We start from the raw sequence: 17934 nt of genomic DNA, 5'->3' as shown, positions 1-17934 counted from the left end.
GGACGGAAGATGACGGCGATCAGCGGGGCGGCGGCCGGAGCAGGGGACGAGGGCGTACGCGCGGACGCGCGCGGGGACGCGGAGCGCGAGCGGGCGGTCGACGCGGCGCTCGGCAAGCTCGACCTCGACGCCAAGGCGCGGCTGCTGGCGGGCCAGGACATGTGGACGCTGCCCGCGCTGCCGCAGATCGGCCTCGGCTCGCTGGTGATGTCCGACGGCCCGATCGGCGTACGCGGCAAGCGCTGGACGGCGGGCGACCCGTCGACCGCGCTGCCCAGCCCCACCGCGCTCGCCGCGTCCTGGGACCCCGAACTGGCCCGCCGCGCAGGACGGTTGCTCGCCCAGGAGGCGCATCGCAAGGGCGTCCACGTCCTGCTCGCGCCGACCGTCAACCTGCACAGGTCGCCGCTGGGCGGACGGCACTTCGAGGCGTACAGCGAGGACCCGTTTCTCACCGGCGCCATCGGCACCGGTTATGTGCGCGGTGTCCAGGACGGCGGAGTGGGCGTCACCGTCAAGCACTTCGTCGGCAACGACGCGGAGACCGAGCGCTTCACCGTCGACAACCGGATCGCGCCCCGGCCGCTGCGCGAGCTGTACCTCGCGCCCTTCGAAGCGATCGTCGCGGGCGCCCGCCCCTGGGGCGTCATGGCCGCCTACAACGCCGTCAACGGCACGACGATGACCGAGCACGACCCGCTGGTCAACGGCGTGCTGCGCGGCGAGTGGGGCTTCGACGGCGTCGTCGTCTCCGACTGGCTGGCCGCCCGCGACACCGTCGGCGCGCTCCTGGGCGGCCTCGACATCGCCATGCCGGGACCGGTCACCGTCTACGGCGAGGCGCTGGCCGCCGCCGTACGCGCGGGGGCCGTCGAGGAGGCGGCCGTCGACACCGCCGCCCGCCGGGTCCTGCTGCTCGCCGCCCGCACCGGCCTGCTGGAGGGCGCGCCGCCCGCCGTCGCCGTGGCCGACCGGCCCGCCCCGGCCGACGGCGACGCGCTGGCCCGCGAGATCGCCCGCCGCGGCTTCGTGCTCGTACGCAACGAGGTACGCGGCAACGCGCCCGTGCTGCCGCTCGCGCCGACCCCGCTCGGCGGCGGCATCGCCCTCATCGGCGCCGCCGCCCGCGACCCGCGCGTCCTGGGCGGCGGCTCCGCGCAGGTCTTCCCCGACCACGTCGTCTCGCCGCTCGACGGGCTGCGGGCCGCGCTGCACGCGGGCGTCGCCCTCAGCCACAGCGTCGGCGCCGACCCCACCGAGGAACTGCCCGTCGCAGGGCCCGGATTCGCCCTCACCGCCGTCGCCCGCGACGAACACGGAGCCGAACTGGGCTCGGAGGAGCTGCCCAACGGCCAGCTCCAGTGGCTCGGCGAACTGCCGGAAGGCGTCGCGTACGATGCGCTGCACACCGTCGAGACCCGCGGCTGGTTCACCCCGCGGGTCAGCGGCGCGCACCGCTTCGGCACCCGCGGCACCGGCGGCTTCACCCTGACCGTCGGCGGACACGTGCTGTTCGACGGCGTCGAGGGCAGCGAGCACGAGGACCCGTTCGAGGCGTTCCTCGGCACGCCCGCCGAGCACGGGACCGTCGAACTGGCGGCGGGGGAGCGGGTCGAGATCAGCCTCGTGCACGCCGTGCCCAAAAGCGTCGAACTCCCCATCCTCGCCGTCGGGTTCGCCCTGCTGCACGGCGAACCGGCCCGCGACCCGGAGGAGTTGCTGGCCGAGGCCGTCGAGACCGCGCGGGCCGCGCACACCGCCGTCGTCGTGGTCGCCACCACGGAACGCGTCGAGTCCGAGGGCTTCGACCGGCGCGATCTGCGGCTGCCCGGCCGCCAGGACGAACTCGTCGCCCGCGTCGCCGCCGTCAATCCGCGGACCGTGGTCGTGGTCAACTCCGGCTCCCCGGTGGAGCTTCCGTGGCGGGAGGACGTGGCCGCCGTGCTCCTCGGCTGGTTCCCCGGGCAGGAGGCCGGGGCCGCCCTCGCCGACGTCCTGCTCGGCGTGGAGGAGCCGGGCGGGCGGCTGCCCACGACCTGGCCGGTACGGCTCGCCGACGCGCCCGTCAGCCGGGTCACGCCGCAGGACGGCGTACTCGCCTACGACGAAGGGGTGTTCATCGGGTACCGCGCGTGGGAGCGGCAGGCCGTCGCGCCCGCCTATCCCTTCGGGCACGGGCTCGGGTACACCGACTGGGAGTACGAGTCGCTGGTCGTCGCCGAGAGTTCGGAGCCGGACGTGCTGGTCACCGCGACCGTGCGGGTGCGGAACGCCGGGGCGCGGGCCGGGCGTGAGGTCGTCCAGCTCTACCTCGACGGGGCGTCGTCCGAGGGGGCGACCTCGGACGTCGCGCGGCCCGGGCGGTGGCTGGCCGGATTCGCTTCCGTCGCCGCCGAGGCGGGGGAGGCCGTCGAGGTGACCGTCCGGGTGCCCCGGCGGGCCGCCGAGGTCTGGGACGAGGACGCCGCCGCGTGGCGGCTCGTGCCCGGCGCCTACGCCGTGGTCGCCGGCCGCTCCATCGCCTCGCCCCGCCTCACGGCCCCGCTCTCCGTCCCCGCCCCCTGACCCCGCCCTCCCCCTGCCTTCGCCGGGGGGACCCCCACCCGTGCAGGCGGGCAATTCGGCTGACGGCTTCCCTGCGGCAGTCCCCACCGTCGCCGACCGCGCGCCGTGCGATCCGAGATTCGGCGGATGGCCGTCCCGCAGGGATCTCGCGTCCGGCGACCGCGCGCCGTGCGGTCCGAGAACCGGCGGTTGGCCGTCCCGCAGGGATCTCGCGTCCGGCGACCGCGCGCCGTGCGGTTCGGGTACCGGCGCGGATGGCCGCCCCGCAGGGGATCTGGCCTTCGGCGAAGGCGAGTTGGGCGCTGCGCGTGGTGGCTGGCGGGCGGGTTGGGCCGAAGGCTGACCCGGCGGCGGCGGGTGTCGGGTCGCGCTTGTATGCCTCTCGGCGGCGGCCGACGTGCTTGTCCTCTAAGCTCCGCGCATGCGGGAGATCTGGGGTGGAGTGCGGCTGCTGTATCTGGGCCAGAAGTGGGCCGCAGGCCACGGGCGGGAGTGGCGGCTGGGGATGGTGCCCGCGCTGATCACGTTGGTCGGGTACGCGGCGGCGCTCGTGGCGCTGCTGGTGTGGACGGACGACATGGTCGCGTGGGCGACGCCCTTCGCGGATCACTGGGCGTCGCCGTGGTCCGGGGCGTTCCGGGGGCTGTTGGACGCGGTCGTGGTCGGGGGCGGGCTGCTGCTGGCGGTGATCTCGTTCACGGCGGTGACGCTGCTGGTCGGGCAGCCGTTCTACGAGACGGTCGCGGCGCGCGTGGACCGGGCCGAGGGCGGGGCGCCCGAGGGGCCCGAGCTGGGGCTGTGGCGGGAGTTGTGGGTCTCGACGGTGGACAGCGTCCGGGTCCTGGTGCGCGTCGCGGCCTTCGGGATCGTGCTGTTCGCGCTCGGCTTCGTGCCGGTCCTCGGCCAGACCGTGGTGCCCGCCGTCGGCTTCTGCGTCTCCGGCTTCTTCCTCACCCTGGAACTCGCCGCGGTCGCGATGCAGCGCCGCGACGTACCGCTGCGCGAACGCATCCGCGTGCTGCGGGCCCGGCTGCCGCTGGTCCTCGGCTTCGGCGTGCCGCTCGTCCTGGCCTTCCTCGTGCCGCTGGTGGCGGTCTTCCTGATGCCCGGCGCCGTCGCGGGCGCGACGCTGCTGGCCAGGGAAGTGCTGCCGCCGGGCGAGCCCGCCGAGGAGGGCCGGCCCGACGACTGAGGGCCGCCCCCCCCGCACCGTCCCCGCCCCCCCGCCGCCGAAAAGGCCGGATCCCTCCGTGAAATGACCGGTTCCGCCCCTACGCCGGACTCGCGCCGAAGGCGACTCGGGCCAGAATCCTGGCCAGTTGGGCCTGCCCCCGCTCGTTGGGGTGGAACCAGTCCCAGCGGCTCAGGTCGTCCGTGCCGAAGGGGTACGCGAAGACCGCGCCGCCGTCGTAGCGGCAGCGCTCGTACTGTCCGCAGACCTGCCCGAGCACCTTGTTGTACGCGATCACGCGGTCCCGTACGGTGTCCCGCCGCTGTTCGGCCGCCGCGCTGTGCGAGTCCGCGTCGCGCAGCATCGACGGGCACAGGCCGAGCTTCCAGACCTGTTTGCCCAGGACGTTGGTCCGCCCGACCGACCACAGCCGTTTGAGGTCGGGGATGCTGGCCACCAGCACCTGCGTTCCGGGCAGCACACGGTGCAGATACGACAGCGCGCGGGCGAAGTCGGCCCGGAAGTCGGCGATCGAGGTCATCGCGGCGGCGGTGGCGGTGCACGCGTCGTTCGCGCCGATCAGCACGGTGACCATGGCGGGCCGGTGGGCCGCCGCGGCCTCGGCCTGGGCGGGCAGGTCGGCGACCAGGGCGCCGGACTGGGCGAGATTCCAGCTCCTGGTGGCGGGCGCGGTCGCGGCCAGCCGGTGCGTCACGCTGTCGACCTTGTCGCGGTCGCCGGTGGACCACGACACGTCGGGGCAGTCCGACAGCGGCGAACAGGCGTCGAAACCGCGGGTGATGGAGTCACCGAGCGCGGCCACCGACGGCGGACGGACGTTCCAGGGGCGGGTCGGCGAGGGCTTCGGGGACGGGTCGCGCGGCCCCGAAGCGGAATGCGAGGTGTGTGCGGAGGGTTCACCCCGACCGCCGTCGGGCGGAGACCCGCTGACGGTGCATCCGCCCAGGAGAACGGCCCCTACGGCCAGTGCGAGGCCACGGCGCAGCATCGGTCGCATCCGGTGCTCCCCTCCGACGAGTGGGTGACATCTCGTACCAGCACGACGGTACGTGACTCCCTCAAGGACGCCGCACGGTAGCTTTTTCCCTGACACCCGGGCGAAAAGACGGGAGATCGGCGACTGCCGGGCGTCAAACGTAGATTGTTGTCCTGATTGTGGTGAATAGTGCAGAATGTCTAATGTTGCCCCGAGAGCAGCCAGTTCGGGTGTGAGGCCGCTGGGGAAGGCGAACCTCGTCCCACACTGGAGGTACCGGTGACGACACGTGGAGTTCTGTACGTGCACGCCGCACCGCGCGCGCTCTGCCCACACGTCGAATGGGCCGTCGCGGGCGTCCTAGGCGTGCGCGTCACACTGGACTGGATCCGGCAGCCCGCCTCGCCGGGTACCTGGCGCGCCGAATTCTCCTGGCAGGGAGAGCCCGGCACCGCGTCCAAACTGGCGTCCGCGCTGCGCGGCTGGCACCAACTGCGCTTCGAGGTCACGGCGGAGCCCTGCGCGACCGCCGAGGGCGAGCGCTACAGCGCCACCCCCGAGCTGGGCATCTTCCACGCCGTCATCGGCATGCACGGCGACATCCTGATCCCCGAGGACCGGCTGCGCGCCGCGATGCAGCGCGCCCGCATGGGCGAGGCCGACCTGGAGAGCGAGCTGTCCGGGCTGCTCGGCAAGCCCTGGGACGACGAGTTGGAGCCCTTCCGCTACGCGGGCGAGGGCGCCCCCGTCCGCTGGCTCCACCAAGTGGTCTAATCCCGTCGGCGGTACGTCGGCGCCCCGAGCGGGGCCGCGCGGCATAGCCTGCCGGTATGTCCGACACTCTCACCGTCGCGGTCCTCGGCACCGGAATCATGGGCGCCGGGATGGCCCGCAATCTGTCCGCCGCCGGGCACGAGGTCCGTGCCTGGAACCGCACCCGCTCCCGCGCCCAGCCGCTCGAAGCCGACGGCATCCGCGTCACCGACGACCCGGCCGACGCCGTACGCGACGCCGACGCCGTGATCACCATGCTCTTCGACGGGCCCTCCGTCCTGGAGGTGATGCGCGCCGCCGCGCCCGCCCTGCGCGCGGGCGTCGTATGGGTCCAGAGCAGCACCGTGGGGCCCGACGCGCTGGCCGAACTGGGCGCGCTGGCGGCCGAGACCGGGGCGCACTTCCTCGACGCGCCCGTCCTCGGCACCCGGCCGGTCGCCGAAGCCGGGGAGCTGACCGTACTGGCCGCGGGCCCCGCCGCCGCCCGCCCGGTCGCGGAACGGGTCTTCGACGCGGTCGGCCGCACCACCATCTGGCTCGGCGACGACGGTACGGCCGGGGCCGCCAGCAGCCTCAAGCTCGTCCTCAACACCTGGGTGCTGGCCGTCACCCACGGCACCGCCGAAGTCATGGCGCTCGCCAAGGGGCTCGGCGTCGACCGCGACCACATCCTCGAAGCCATCGGGGGCGGCCCCCTCGACCTGCCCTACCTCCGCGCCAAGTCCGCCGTCATCCTCAGCGGCGACTTCGCCCCCAACTTCACCGTGGACGCCGCCGCCAAGGACGCCGGACTCATCCTCGGCGCCGCCGACCGGCACGGCATCCGCCTCGACCTCACCGCCGCCGGGGCCGACCGCTTCCACCGCGCCTCCGCCCAGGGCCACGGCGACGAGGACATGGCCGCCTCGTACTTCGCGAGCTTCCCCGACCCCGACCCCGAAGCGAAGTAGCGCCCCCTTTTTTTGCCGCCGTCTCGCCTCCGGGCGCTTGGATCCGCCCTGTGGCTCGCCGGCTACCGGCGAACCCCGCCGCGCCAGTGCGCCCGGCGGTCCGACCTCACGCGTGTGCCCCTGCCGGACCGACCGGCAGGGGCACACGCGTCACAGCTCAGCGGGCAGCGCCTCAGCGGTTCCAGGAGCGGAGCGCCAGCACCACGTTGTGGCCGCCGAAGCCGAAGGAGTCGTTGAGGGCGGCGATGGTGCCCTCGGGCAGCGGGCGGGCCTCGGCGCGGACGATGTCGGCGTCGGCCTCCGGGTCCGGGTCGTTGAGGTTGATCGTCGGCGGGGCGATGCGGTGGTACAGCGCGAGAACGGTCGCGACCGTCTCGATACCGCCCGCGCCGCCCAGCAGGTGACCGGTCATGGACTTGGTGGCGGAGATCGCCATGTGGTCCACGTCGTCGCCGAAGACCTGGCGCAGCGCCTTGATCTCCGCGACGTCACCCTGCGGGGTGGAGGTCGCGTGCGCGTTGACGTGCACGATCTCGGCCGGCTTCAGGTCGGAGTTGTGCAGCAGATTGGTCAGCGCGGCGGCGATGCCACGGCCCGACGGCTCCGGCTGGGTGATGTGGTGCGCGTCGGCCGAGATGCCCTGGCCGACCGCCTCGCAGTACACCCGGGCGCCGCGCGCGGTGGCGTGCTCCTCGGACTCCAGGATGATCACGCCCGCGCCCTCACCGAGGACGAAGCCGTCCCGCCCGGAGTCGTACGGCCGCGACGCGCCCTGCGGGTCGTCGTTGTTCTTGGACATCGCCATCATGTTGCCGAAGGCGACGATGGGCAGCGGGTGGATGGCCGCCTCGGTACCGCCCGCGACGACCACGTCGGCACGGCCGGTGCGGATCATCTCGATGGCGTAACCGATGGCCTCCGCGCCCGAGGCGCAGGCGCTGACCGGGGTGTGCACACCGGCCCGCGCGTTGACCTCGATGCCGACGTTCGCCGACGGGCTGTTCGGCATGAGCATCGGCACGGTGTGCGGGGAGACCTTGCGGACGCCCTGCTCCTTGAGCACGTCGTACTGGCCGAGGAGCGTGGTCACGCCGCCGATGCCGGAGGCGACGACCGTACCGAGCCGGTCGGGGTCGACCGCCGGGTCCTCGCCCGCCTTCGCGGTGAAGCCCGCGTCCGCCCACGCCTCACGGGCCGCGATCAGCGCGAACTGCGCGCTGCGGTCCAGCTTGCGGGCCAGCGGGCGGGGCAGCACCTCACCCGGTTCGACGGCGATCTGCGCGGCGATCCGCACCGGCAGATCCGCCGCCCAGTCCTGGTCGAGCGTGCGGACGCCGGACCGGCCGGCCAGCAACGCCTCCCAGGTCGACGCGCTGTCGCCACCCAGCGGTGTGGTTGCTCCGATACCGGTGACGACCACGGTGCGATTGGTCGGACTCACAGGAATTGTCTCTCCACGTCTAGAAGGGCGGGCGACAGTCGCGTCGTCCCGGTAGGGCTTTCTGGCGGGCGGGGCCCGGTCAGACCTGGGCGGCCAGGATGTAGTCGACGGCGTTGCCGACGGTCTTGAGGTTCTTGACGTCGTCGTCCGGGATCTTCACACCGAACTGCTCCTCGGCCGCCACGACGACCTCGACCATGGACAGCGAGTCGACGTCCAGGTCGTCGGTGAAGGACTTGTCGAGCTGGACGTCCTCCTGCGGGATACCGGCGATCTCGTTGACGATGTCGGCGAGACCGCTGACGATCTCTTCCTTGGTGGCTGCCATTGACGGCGCTCCTTGATGTGTTGCTGGGTGAGCGGCGTGCGGGACTGCGGCGCCGCGAGGGTGTGTGTGACTAAGGGAGAGTAACCACAGTTGCCGCGTAGACCAGACCCGCCCCGAAGCCGATGACCAGCGCGGTGTCGCCGCTCTTGGACTTGCCCGTGGCGAGCAGCCGTTCCATCGCGAGCGGGATCGAGGCGGCCGAGGTGTTGCCCGTGGTCTCCACGTCACGGGCGACCGCGACGTGGTCCGGCAGCTTCAGAGCCTTGATCATCGAGTCGATGATCCGCATGTTCGCCTGGTGCGGGATGAACGCGTCGAGCTGGTCGGCGGTGATCCCGGCGGCGTCCAGCGCCTCCTGGGCGACCTTGGCCATCTCGAACACGGCCCACCGGAAGACCGACTGGCCCTCCTGCGTGATCGCCGGAAAACGGACTTCCCCGGCGGGCGTGTCCCGGTAGACCTCCCAGGAGACGGTCTGCTTGATCGTCTCGGACTTCTCGCCGTCGGAACCCCACACCGTGGGGCCTATGGCGGGTACGTCCGAAGGGCCGACGATGACCGCGCCCGCGCCGTCGCCGAACAGGAAGGCCGTGGCACGGTCCTCCTTGTCGGTGAGGTCGCTGAGCCGCTCAACGCCGATCACCAGGACGTGCTTGGCGGTGCCGTCGGTGACCATGCCCTTGGCCAGCGTCAGGCCGTAGGTGAAGCCCGCGCAGCCCGCCGAGATGTCGAAGGCGGGCGGCATGCCCGCGCCGATCCGGTGGGCGATCTCGGTCGCGATGGCGGGGGTCTGCTTGAAGTGCGAGACGGTGGCGACGATCACGCCGTCGATGTCGGACGCGCTGATCCCGGCGTCCGCGATGGCCTTGCCGCCCGCGGCCAGCGACATCTCGGCGACGGTCTCGTCCGGACCCGCCCAGTGCCGGGTGGCGATCCCGGACCGGGACCTGATCCACTCGTCCGTCGAGTCGATGTGCTCCAGAATGACCTCGTTGGGCACCACGCGGGTCGGCCGGTAGCCGCCGACACCGAGGATCCGCGCGTACGGCGCGCCCTTGCTCGGCCTGATCTTCGCTGTCATCTCTGCACGGCTCCTATTCGGCTGCGTCTACGGCTTCGGCGGGGGTGCCGTATTCGGCGACGAGGGCGCGGGCCGCTTCCAGATCGTCCGGCGTCTTCAGCGCGAGGGTTCGCACCCCGGGCAGCGCCCGCTTGGCGAGGCCGACGAGCGTGCCACCGGGCGATACCTCGATCATCGCAGTGACGCCGCGTTCCTTGAAGGTCTCCATGCACAGATCCCACCGAACCGGGTTGGACACCTGCGCGACGAGCCGCCGTACGATGTCCGCGCCGGACGCCACGAACCGGCCGTCGGCGTTCGACACATAGGGCAGCGCCGGGTCCGTGACGGCCAGCGAGGGCGCGAGTGCCTCCAGGGTCGCCACGGCCGGGGCCATGTGCTCGGTGTGGAAGGCGCCCGCCACCTTCAGCGCGATGACGCGGGCCTTCTCCGGCTTGTCCGCGGCCAGCGCCGCGAGCTGTGGCATGGTGCCGGCCGCCACGATCTGGCCGGCGCCGTTGATGTTCGCCGGGGTCAGACCGAGACCGGCGAGGTGGGCGAGGACCGTGTCCGGGTCGCCGCCGAGCACCGCGGACATGCCCGTCTCGGTGACCGCGGCGGCGTCCGCCATGGCCCGGCCGCGGGCCGCGACGAAGGTCATCGCGTCCTCGGCGGACAGCACCCCGGCCAGTACGGCCGCGGTGATCTCACCGACGCTGTGACCCGCCACCGCGTCCGGGGTCAGCGGGGAGGCCCCGCCGGTCAGTTCGCCCGCGGACAGCAGACCCGCGGCGACCAGCAGCGGCTGTGCCACCTTGGTGTCGCGGATCTCGTCCGCGTCCGCCTTCGTGCCGTAGTGGGCGAGGTCGAGGTTCGCCGCGGCGGACCAGCCGGACAGGCGGTCGGCGGCACCGGGGAGTTCGAGCCAGGGGGCCAGGAAGCCGGGCGTCTGCGCGCCCTGGCCGGGAGCGACGAGTACGAGCACCTTCACACTCTCTCTCGCGGACGGGGATGACCGCCCGTGGGGACAGGGACCAAGAACTGTCAGGCGATTTGTATGTGTCCAACAAAAGCTCAGTGCGTCCGGTCGGCGTCGGACAGTCGCCCCAGGATGAGCGCGATGCGCAGGGTGAACGCGGAGCGTACATCGGAGGGTGACCAGCCGGTGACATCGGTCACACGTCGGAGCCGGTAGCGAACGGTATTGGGGTGTACGAAGAGCATGCGGGCCGCACCTTCGAGGGATGACGCCTGCTCCAGATAGACACTCAGCGTCTCCAGCAGCGCCGAGCCCGCTTCCTCCAGCGGTCTGTAGATCTCCTCCACCAACTGTTCACGAGCGTAGCGGTCGCCCGCCATCGCCCGCTCCGGCAGCAGGTCGTCCGAGAGCACCGGGCGCGGCGCGTCCGGCCACGCCGCGCACGCCTTGAGTCCGGCCGCCGCCGCCTGCGCGGAACGCGTCGCCGTCAGCAGGTCGCCGACGACCGGGCCCGCGACGACCGGGCCCGCCGCGAACGGGCCGATCAGCGCCTTCGCCACCCGGATCGGGTCGTCGTCGCCGCCGGCGACCACGACCAGGCGCTCGCCGAGCACCCCGGTCAGCACCTGGAGCTTCGCGTGCCGGGAGGCCCGCCGGATGGCCTCGACCGTCAACTCGCTGTCCCCGGTGGGCGCGGTGCCGAGCACCACCACGATCTTGTCCGGCGAATTCCAGCCCAGCGCGGCGGCCCTGGACAGCACGCCCTCGTCCGCCTCGCCCGACAGCACCGCGTTGACCACCAGCGACTCCAGCCGCGCGTCCCACGCGCCGCGCGCCTCCGCGGCCTGCGCGTACACCTGCGCCGTCGCGAAGGCGATCTCCCGCGCGTACACCAGCAACGCCTCGCGCAGTACGCCCTCGTCGCCCGGGGCGGCGACCTCGTCGATCGCCGCCTCCATCACCTCGATGGTGGTCCGCACCATCTCCACGGTCTGCCGCAGCGAGATCGCGCGGGTCAGCTCGCGCGGCGCCGTGCCGAACACGTCGGTGCTGATCGCCTGCGGCGCCTCGGGGTGCCGGAACCACTCCGTGAACGCGGCGATGCCGGCCTGGGCCACCAGGCCGATCCACGACCGGTTCTCCGGTGGCATCGCCCGGTACCACGGCAACTGCGCGTCCATCCGCGCGATGGCGTTCGCGGCGAGCCTTCCGGCGGATTTCTCCAGCCGCCGGAGCGTGGCGGCATGGCTGCCGCGGCCTGTCTCTGCGGGAGGTTGCGGGCTTTGCGAGGGCTCGGGCACGAGGACAAGCCTGCCTTATCCCCTGCGGGGCGCGCTCCACGGGTACGGTGATCACCCCCACCCTCCTCGACCCGGCCCCGGTCCCGTACGTCCACCTTGCGCAGGACGTGGCTTTTAGGGGCGCGGGGAACTGCGTGACAAGCCCCCACCGGCGGGTGGTCCGGAGACATCCGAACTGCCCCGCCGGGGCGGGTGGTGACCTGCGGGAGCGTCGTGGCTGGCCGCGCAGTTCCTCCCCCAACCTCCGGCCGGGGGTGCCCCCCAGCGCCCCAGACGGGGCACAGGTCGTGCGGACAGCGGGCCCGCGCGGCGGCAGCCGCACGGGCAGGCCCACGGCCCGGCGGGGTGGGGTCTGGGTATCGTGGGGCGGTGATCGACGTGCGGCGGGCCGCGAGCAGGATGCGATCGGTGCCGGAGAAGGGCATCGTGACGCGGCACGCGTTCTCGTTCGGGGGTCACTACGACCCCGAGAACGTCCGGTTCGGCCTGCTGCTGGCGTGCAATGAGGAGAGCCTGGAACCGGCCGCGGGGTTCGGGGAACACCCGCACCGGGACACGGAGATCGTCACCTGGGTGGTGGAAGGCGAGCTGGAGCACCGGGACGAGGGCGGCGCGCCGCACCGCCTCGGCCCCGGCGGGCTCCAGCGGCTGAGCGCGGGCGGCGGCGTACGCCATGTCGAGCGCAATGCGGGCGGGACGCGGCTGACGTTCGTTCAGATGTGGCTGCACCCCGACACGTTCGGGGAGGCCCCGGCCTACGCGAGCGTGAGCGACCCGGCCCCGCCGGGCCCCGGTCTGACGCTGCTGGCCACGGGCGCCCCGGACGCGCCCCCGCGGGCGCTGCGGCTGCGGCAGCGCGCCGCCGCGCTGTACGTGGGCCGCCCGGTGACGGCGGACAGCGCGCCGCTGCCGTCGGCCCCGTACCGCTATGTGCATGTCGTCCGCGGCGGTGTGCGGCTCGGCGACGAGCTGCTGACGGCGGGGGACGCGGCCCGGATCACCGGCGCGGACGCGCTCACGGCGCGGTGCGAGGGCCCGGCGGAGTACCTGGTGTGGGAGATGCACGCCGAGCCGTCGTACGGCTGACCGCCCTCCCCGAAAGCGCTAGCGCAGCTCGGTGAGGACGGCGTCGGTGAAGCGCGGCCACAGCGGCAGCGCCCACTCCCCGAAGTCGCGGTCGGTGAGCGCGACGCAGGCGGCTCCGGCGACCGGGTCGACCCACAGGAAGGTGCCGGACTGGCCGAAGTGGCCGAAGGTCGCGGGGGAGGAGAGGGCTCCGGTCCAGTGCGGGGACTTGGCGGCGCGGATCTCGTAGCCCAGGCCCCAGTCGTTGGGATTCTGGTGGCCGTAGCCCGGCAGGACGCCCTTGAGGCCGGGGAAGACCACCGAGGTGGCGGTGGCCACGGTGGAGGGGTGCAGCAGCCGCGGGGCCTGGAGCTCGGCGGCGAAACGGACGAGGTCGTCGACCGTGGAGACACCGTCGGCGGCGGGGGAGCCCGCGCCGGACAGACCGGTGGCGGTCATGCCCAGCGGTTCGAGCACGGCCTGCCGCAGATACTCCGCGAAGGGGATGCCCGCGGCCTTGGCCAGGTGCTCGCCGAGCACGTCGAAGCCCGCGTTGGAGTACAGCCGCCGGGTGCCGGGCGGCGCCGTCACCCGGTCCTCGTCGAAGGCGAGCCCGGACGCGTGCGCGAGCAGGTGCCGCACGGTGGAGCCCTCGGGACCCGCCGGGTCGTCCAGTTCGAAGACGCCCTCCTCGTACGCCACCAGCGCCGCGTACGCGGTCAGCGGCTTGGTGACCGAGGCGAGCCGGAACCGCTGTCCCGTCGGCCCGTGCGACCCGGCCACCGTCCCGTCCTGCCGCACCACGGCCGCCGCCGCGTTCGTCACCGGCCACTGCTCGATCAGGCGCAAGCTCTCCATGCGTGCGAGCTTAAAGCGTGTCCGTGCCGCGCTTCGGGGCGGGACCGGAGCGAGGCCGGAGCGAGGCCGGGGCGGGACCGGAGCGGGCCCGGCGCGCGGAGCCCACTTGCTTGGAGTGCACTCCAAGGTCTTAGCGTGGAGGGTATGACGGTCGTGCAGGTGGCGAAGAGCAAACCGAGTAATACGACGAGCTGCGCGGATGACGACGGGCACCTGCGGCCCGACGGCCAGGACCAGTACACGATCAGCGAGGTGGCCGCCTTCACCGGCCTCAGCGCGCACACCCTGCGCTGGTACGAGCGGATCGGCCTGATGCCGCACGTGGACCGCTCGCACACCGGCCAGCGCCGGTTCACCAACCGCGATCTGGACTGGCTGGCCTTCGTCGGCAAGCTGCGGCTGACCGGGATGCCGGTCGCCGACATGGTCCGGTACGCCGAGCTGGTGCGCAGCGGCGACCACACGTTCCCCGACCGGCAGGCGCTGCTGGAGTCCACCCGGCTGGACGTGCTCCAGCGGATCGCCGAGCTCCAGGACACCCTGACGGTCCTCGACTTCAAGATCAGCACGTACGCGTGCTCCACCGTGCAGGACCCCGCGCCGCGGACCCCCGCCGTGCGGCACCCCGCAGTGCAGGAAAGGACAGGTGCCTGATGAGCGACGACACCTCACGTATCGCCACCACGACCCTCGGCACCGGAGGACCCGCGGTCGGTGTCCAGGGGCTGGGCTGCATGGGCATGAGCGAGTTCTACGGCGACACCGACGAGGCCGCGGCCCGCGAGACGCTGGAGACGGCCCTGGGCGTCGGCGTCACCCTCTACGACACCGCCGACATGTACGGGATCGGCGACAACGAGGAGTTCCTGGCCCCCTTCGTCAAGGCGCACCGCGACGAGATCGTCCTGGCGACGAAGTTCGCCAACGAGCGCAAGCGCGACGACTCCTCGTACCGGGCGATCCGCAACGACCCGCCGTACATCCGGCAGGCCGTCGAGGGCAGCCTGCGCCGCCTCGGCACGGACGTCATCGACCTGTACTACATGCACCGGCGCGACCCGGCGGTCCCGCTGAGCGAGTCGGTCGGCGCGATGGGCGAGCTGGTCACGGAGGGCAAGGTCCGCTGGCTGGGGCTGTCCGAGGTGACCGGCGCGGAGCTGCGCGAGGCGCACGCGGTGCACCCGATCAGCGCGATCCAGTCGGAGTGGTCGCTGTTCAGCCGGGACGTGGAGCAGTCCGCGGTCGGCGCGGCGGCCGAACTGGGCATCGCCTTCGTGCCGTACTCGCCGCTCGGCCGCGGCTTCCTGACCGGTTCGTTCACCGACGCGGCCACCGAGCTGGGCAGCGGCGACTTCCGGCAGAGCCAGCCGCGCTTCACCGGCGAGAACGCCCGGCGCAACGCGGACCTGCTGGCCCCGGTCCGCGCCGTCGCCGAGGCGCACGGCGCGACCCTCGGCCAGATCGCGCTGGCCTGGGTGCAGCAGCGCGCCGCCGTGCACGGCCTGCCGGTGGTGCCGATCCCGGGCACCCGCAAGTCCGCCCGCGTGCTGGAGAACACCGCGGCCACCCGGATCACGCTCACCCCGGCCGAGCTGGAGCTGCTCGAACCGATCGCCGCGCAGGTGGCGGGCGACCGCTACCCGGACATGAGCAGTACGTCGGCGGCGCGCGAGTAGCCGTACGGATCCAGCCACACGCGGCGCTACACGGCGCCTCCCGCCCGCGTACGACCGCGCCCTACGGCTGCGGCCGTACGCGGGCGGACTTGATCGCGGCGAGCACCGCCGCGGCGAAGGGCAGCGACTCGTGCACGGGTCCGTAGCCGAGGCCGAAGACGACGGCGGCCGGGTCCTGGTCGGCCTCGCCGGGCTGCTCCTGCCGGTCGGCGTCGCGGCGCAGCAGCCGCAGATGGCCGTGGAGGAGTTCGGGCGAGCGCCAGTCGAGGCCGCTGAGCTGTTCCACCGGGAAGCTCTGGTCGCCCGCTTTCCACTTCGCGGACGACGCGCCCGTCCAGAACCAGCGGAAACTGACGGTGCGGCCGTCGAACAGCGCCTTCGCGTCGTACGCCTTGAAGGAGCGCGGCGCCGCAGGTGGGGCCACGAGGAAACGTTCCGCCGGGCCGTCGTCGAGGCTGTGCCGCACCTGAGGGCCGAGCAGGGGGCGCAGCTCGTCCCGGTAGTACTCCGCGAGCGTGCGCGACTGCGCGGGCAGCACCAGACGGTACGGGTCCGCGCTCTCCTTGAGCTGGCCGCCGGCCGCCTCGATCACCGGATCGGCGCCGGGCCTGGGCAGCGCCCGCAGGACGACGGTGCCGCGCCGCCCGTCCAGCAGTTCGATCCCGTCCAGCGCCTCATGCGGAATCCGGCGTTCCCCGAGGGCCTGGAGAAACCTCACGCCCCGTACGCCTCTGCTGTACCGGATCACCACCGCTTCTGGTTCGAACTCCCATTCAGCGTTGTTTCCGGCCAGCACATCACCCATACGGGCCATCGTAAGCGGCCTCCCGCTTGGCGGTACCCCGTCAGGAACTACGCGCGTCCCGCGGCCTCGTCGAACTCCTTGACCAGGCGGCGCGGAGCCGTGCGGCGCCAGGCCTCGGTGAGGAGTTCCGCGAGCTCGTCCGGGTCGACGGAGTCCAGGGCGGCGCGCACCCAGCCGAAGCGGCCGACGTAGGGGGCGGGCGAGAAGGTGCCGGGGTCGGCGGCGATCAGCTCGGTCTGATCCTCCTTGGACGCCTTCAGCGACACATGGGCGCCGTCGGGGTTGCCCATGGCGAAGATCTTCTCGCCGACCCGGAAGGTGTGCTCGCTGCCCCAGGTGATCTGCCGGTGCGCCCGCGGCAGCGCCAGGGCGCTGTCCGCGAACTCCTCGAAGGTGGCCATGCGGCCAGCGTAGGGCGGCCCTGTGACAGCCCGCCCCCGCAGCCGGCCCCCGGACGGGCCGAGGCCCGGCCCGGCCCTCAGGCGAGCCCCGAGGTGCAGCCCTCGTCCGCGTCCTGGCAGGCGACCGCCGCGTAGTTGCCCAGGGCGATCTGCGTGAAGTTGGCCAGGCTGGTGGTGCCGGGCGCGAAGTAGCCGGGGTGCCCGCTGGCTCCGGCGGCGCTGATCACCCGGGCGCCGAAGGAGTCGTTGACCGGGTCGGCGCCGTGGCCGAGCCCGGCGATCTCCAGGTGCGGCACATCGCTGATCCAGTCGGAGCTGTCCCGCGCCGCCCACACGTGCGCCGACGTGTGGAGCTGCGAGGCGCGCTGCACGCGCATGCCGGGACTGCCGAAGACCGTGATGTCGGAGACCGAGCGGCCCGGCAGGTCGGGGGCGGCCACCCCGCACAGCACCGAGCCGTAGGAGTGGCAGAAGAGCGACACCTCGGCGTGCTGCGGCAAGGCGCTGAGCAGCGCGTTCAGCCGGGTGGCGCCGCGCTCGGCCATGTTGCCCGTCGAGGCGTCCAGGCCGAGCCCCGTCGGTGTGGTGTAGTCCGCCCACGCGATCACGGCCGTCCGCACGCCGGGGTCGGCGGCGCGCTCCGCGTCGTACAGCGCCGTCGCCATGCCGACCGGGGCCGCGTACGGCTTGGTGGCGCGCTCGAACGTGAGCAGGTTGGTGTCGACGCCGGGGACGACGACGGAGACCCGCTTGGCGGCCTTCAGGTCGCCGAAGACCTCCGCGACCCGGCCGGAGCCCGTCGGGTCGAAGGAGAGGATCTGCCGGTGGCCGCTGAGCAGCGAGGTGTAGCGCGCGGCCCGCCGCGCCGCGTCGATCCGGCCCGCCACGGTGAATTGGTCGCTGTGCGAGCGCGCGGTCTCCGCGGTGCGGGCCTGCTCGATGGCCGCGTGGTTGGCCCGGTAGCGCAAGGTGAGCGGCGCCCCGTTGAGATTGCCGACGATCAGCGGGTACCGCTCGGTGAGCGCGAGCCGCTGGCCGCCGGTGAGCGACGCGAAGAAGCGCGCGATCGTCCGGGCGCCGCTGTCGGGGTCCGGCAGCTTGTGCGAGGCGATGGTGCCGTGCCGCCAGGACGACAGGGCGGCGGCCCGCGGGTCACCGGCCCCGCCGGGGCGCAGCGCCGTCCAGCCGGTGGTCGCCAGCATGATGAAGACGACCGACAGGGCCAGCAGGGCGCGGATCGACATGGGGCTCAGTCGCGCTTCGAGAAGGCTCACTCGCAGATGCCTCGCGGATTCGTCCCGGGTTCAACCGGGCGGCGGGGATATGGGGGCGGGAGGTGGGGCGTCAGGTGCTGTGGGGCAGTACGTGCGGACAACGGCGTCCCTGGGCGCGGCTCCGCGGTCCAGCGTAGAAGACCCGGACGGGTGGCCGGGTCAAGGGTGAGTCAGATCACGTTTGGAAACGGAATGATCTGACCGGAGGTTACGCGGCTGCCGCCAGTCGGACGCACCCCCCGGTGACCGCCTCCCGCCGGAAGGCACTCACAAGGCGATACGCGGCCGG

The 17934-nt window shown here is 73.1% G+C and carries 17 protein-coding genes; 7 read left to right on the top strand and 10 right to left on the bottom strand.

Features of this window, described 5'->3' with window-relative positions; genetic code table 11:
- Positions 1-9 precede the first annotated feature (9 nt).
- Both ACFZAM_RS18875 and ACFZAM_RS18870 read left to right on the top strand, forming a co-directional pair.
- On the top strand, positions 10-2565 hold the full coding sequence (locus tag ACFZAM_RS18875) for a glycoside hydrolase family 3 C-terminal domain-containing protein (RefSeq protein WP_391047364.1): 2556 nt from the start codon (positions 10-12) through the stop codon (positions 2563-2565).
- 421 nt (positions 2566-2986) lie between these two features.
- Positions 2987-3757 (top strand): EI24 domain-containing protein, encoded by a 771-nt coding sequence (locus tag ACFZAM_RS18870; protein ID WP_355344783.1) that lies wholly within the window; start codon positions 2987-2989, stop codon positions 3755-3757.
- A 79-nt stretch (positions 3758-3836) separates the two neighbouring features.
- On the opposite strand, the gene ACFZAM_RS18865 is transcribed toward ACFZAM_RS18870, so the two are convergent.
- Positions 3837-4559 carry an SGNH/GDSL hydrolase family protein gene (locus ACFZAM_RS18865; protein ID WP_391047362.1) on the bottom strand — a complete coding sequence of 241 codons (723 nt, stop codon included), beginning with the start codon at positions 4557-4559 and terminating at the stop codon, positions 3837-3839.
- Between the two features lie 453 nt (positions 4560-5012).
- Here ACFZAM_RS18865 and ACFZAM_RS18860 point away from each other — a divergent pair, with 453 nt between their 5' ends.
- Positions 5013-5507, top strand: coding sequence for a DUF3145 domain-containing protein (locus ACFZAM_RS18860; protein ID WP_188285125.1), 495 nt, complete (start codon positions 5013-5015; stop codon positions 5505-5507).
- Between the two features lie 56 nt (positions 5508-5563).
- A complete protein-coding gene (locus tag ACFZAM_RS18855; RefSeq protein ID WP_391047360.1) occupies positions 5564-6457 on the top strand; it encodes an NAD(P)-binding domain-containing protein in 894 nt (297 codons plus the stop codon).
- A gap of 172 nt (positions 6458-6629) precedes the next feature.
- Here the strand turns inward: ACFZAM_RS18855 and fabF are convergent, their stop codons facing one another.
- The 5 genes from fabF to ACFZAM_RS18830 all read right to left on the bottom strand — a co-directional run bounded on the left by fabF (position 6630) and on the right by ACFZAM_RS18830 (position 11566).
- Positions 6630-7898: a beta-ketoacyl-ACP synthase II gene (gene fabF / locus ACFZAM_RS18850; RefSeq protein WP_355344792.1), complete on the bottom strand. Its 1269-nt coding sequence runs from the start codon at positions 7896-7898 to the stop codon at positions 6630-6632.
- Between the two features lie 79 nt (positions 7899-7977).
- Positions 7978-8226: an acyl carrier protein gene (locus ACFZAM_RS18845; RefSeq protein WP_355344795.1), complete on the bottom strand. Its 249-nt coding sequence runs from the start codon at positions 8224-8226 to the stop codon at positions 7978-7980.
- A gap of 70 nt (positions 8227-8296) precedes the next feature.
- A complete protein-coding gene (locus ACFZAM_RS18840) occupies positions 8297-9307 on the bottom strand; it encodes a ketoacyl-ACP synthase III (protein WP_355344798.1) in 1011 nt (336 codons plus the stop codon).
- Between the two features lie 13 nt (positions 9308-9320).
- The gene (locus ACFZAM_RS18835) at positions 9321-10271 is read right to left on the bottom strand and encodes an ACP S-malonyltransferase (RefSeq protein WP_355344801.1); all 951 of its coding nucleotides are present in this window, start codon (positions 10269-10271) and stop codon (positions 9321-9323) included.
- A gap of 89 nt (positions 10272-10360) precedes the next feature.
- Positions 10361-11566: a helix-turn-helix domain-containing protein gene (locus ACFZAM_RS18830; protein ID WP_355344804.1), complete on the bottom strand. Its 1206-nt coding sequence runs from the start codon at positions 11564-11566 to the stop codon at positions 10361-10363.
- A gap of 372 nt (positions 11567-11938) precedes the next feature.
- On the opposite strand from ACFZAM_RS18830, the gene ACFZAM_RS18825 reads away from it, so the two are divergent.
- Positions 11939-12652, top strand: coding sequence for a pirin family protein (locus ACFZAM_RS18825; protein WP_391047646.1), 714 nt, complete (start codon positions 11939-11941; stop codon positions 12650-12652).
- An 18-nt stretch (positions 12653-12670) separates the two neighbouring features.
- Here the strand turns inward: ACFZAM_RS18825 and ACFZAM_RS18820 are convergent, their stop codons facing one another.
- A complete protein-coding gene (locus ACFZAM_RS18820; protein ID WP_355344810.1) occupies positions 12671-13489 on the bottom strand; it encodes a serine hydrolase domain-containing protein in 819 nt (272 codons plus the stop codon).
- Between the two features lie 144 nt (positions 13490-13633).
- Here ACFZAM_RS18820 and ACFZAM_RS18815 point away from each other — a divergent pair, with 144 nt between their 5' ends.
- Entirely contained in the window at positions 13634-14143 is a 510-nt protein-coding gene (locus ACFZAM_RS18815) for a MerR family transcriptional regulator (protein WP_355344813.1), read from the top strand.
- On the top strand, positions 14143-15165 hold the full coding sequence (locus ACFZAM_RS18810) for an aldo/keto reductase (protein ID WP_355344816.1): 1023 nt from the start codon (positions 14143-14145) through the stop codon (positions 15163-15165). The genes ACFZAM_RS18815 and ACFZAM_RS18810 overlap by 1 nt, the downstream gene beginning before the upstream one ends.
- A gap of 61 nt (positions 15166-15226) precedes the next feature.
- Here ACFZAM_RS18810 and ACFZAM_RS18805 read toward each other — a convergent pair whose 3' ends face one another.
- The 3 genes from ACFZAM_RS18805 to ACFZAM_RS18795 all read right to left on the bottom strand — a co-directional run bounded on the left by ACFZAM_RS18805 (position 15227) and on the right by ACFZAM_RS18795 (position 17615).
- A complete protein-coding gene (locus ACFZAM_RS18805) occupies positions 15227-15979 on the bottom strand; it encodes a DUF4429 domain-containing protein (protein WP_391047353.1) in 753 nt (250 codons plus the stop codon).
- A gap of 38 nt (positions 15980-16017) precedes the next feature.
- Positions 16018-16371, bottom strand: coding sequence for an MmcQ/YjbR family DNA-binding protein (locus tag ACFZAM_RS18800; RefSeq protein WP_355344822.1), 354 nt, complete (start codon positions 16369-16371; stop codon positions 16018-16020).
- A 77-nt stretch (positions 16372-16448) separates the two neighbouring features.
- The gene (locus ACFZAM_RS18795) at positions 16449-17615 is read right to left on the bottom strand and encodes an alpha/beta hydrolase (RefSeq protein ID WP_391047350.1); all 1167 of its coding nucleotides are present in this window, start codon (positions 17613-17615) and stop codon (positions 16449-16451) included.
- Positions 17616-17934: the final 319 nt, after the last annotated feature.

This window comes from Streptomyces sp. NPDC008079 (assembly GCF_042957385.1).
GTDB lineage: Bacteria > Actinomycetota > Actinomycetes > Streptomycetales > Streptomycetaceae > Actinacidiphila.
This window is presented reverse-complemented; position numbering and strand designations above follow the sequence as displayed.

Coding starts and splice junctions, on each gene's coding strand:
- ACFZAM_RS18815 (WP_355344813.1), top strand. CDS start 13,634: ATGACGGTCGTGCAGGTGGCGAAGAGCAAACCGAGTAATACGACGAGC.
- ACFZAM_RS18870 (WP_355344783.1), top strand. CDS start 2,987: ATGCGGGAGATCTGGGGTGGAGTGCGGCTGCTGTATCTGGGCCAGAAG.
- ACFZAM_RS18840 (WP_355344798.1), bottom strand. CDS start 9,307: ATGACAGCGAAGATCAGGCCGAGCAAGGGCGCGCCGTACGCGCGGATC.
- ACFZAM_RS18800 (WP_355344822.1), bottom strand. CDS start 16,371: ATGGCCACCTTCGAGGAGTTCGCGGACAGCGCCCTGGCGCTGCCGCGG.
- ACFZAM_RS18845 (WP_355344795.1), bottom strand. CDS start 8,226: ATGGCAGCCACCAAGGAAGAGATCGTCAGCGGTCTCGCCGACATCGTC.
- ACFZAM_RS18795 (WP_391047350.1), bottom strand. CDS start 17,615: ATGTCGATCCGCGCCCTGCTGGCCCTGTCGGTCGTCTTCATCATGCTG.
- ACFZAM_RS18875 (WP_391047364.1), top strand. CDS start 10: ATGACGGCGATCAGCGGGGCGGCGGCCGGAGCAGGGGACGAGGGCGTA.
- ACFZAM_RS18810 (WP_355344816.1), top strand. CDS start 14,143: ATGAGCGACGACACCTCACGTATCGCCACCACGACCCTCGGCACCGGA.
- ACFZAM_RS18855 (WP_391047360.1), top strand. CDS start 5,564: ATGTCCGACACTCTCACCGTCGCGGTCCTCGGCACCGGAATCATGGGC.
- ACFZAM_RS18805 (WP_391047353.1), bottom strand. CDS start 15,979: ATGGCCCGTATGGGTGATGTGCTGGCCGGAAACAACGCTGAATGGGAG.
- ACFZAM_RS18820 (WP_355344810.1), bottom strand. CDS start 13,489: ATGGAGAGCTTGCGCCTGATCGAGCAGTGGCCGGTGACGAACGCGGCG.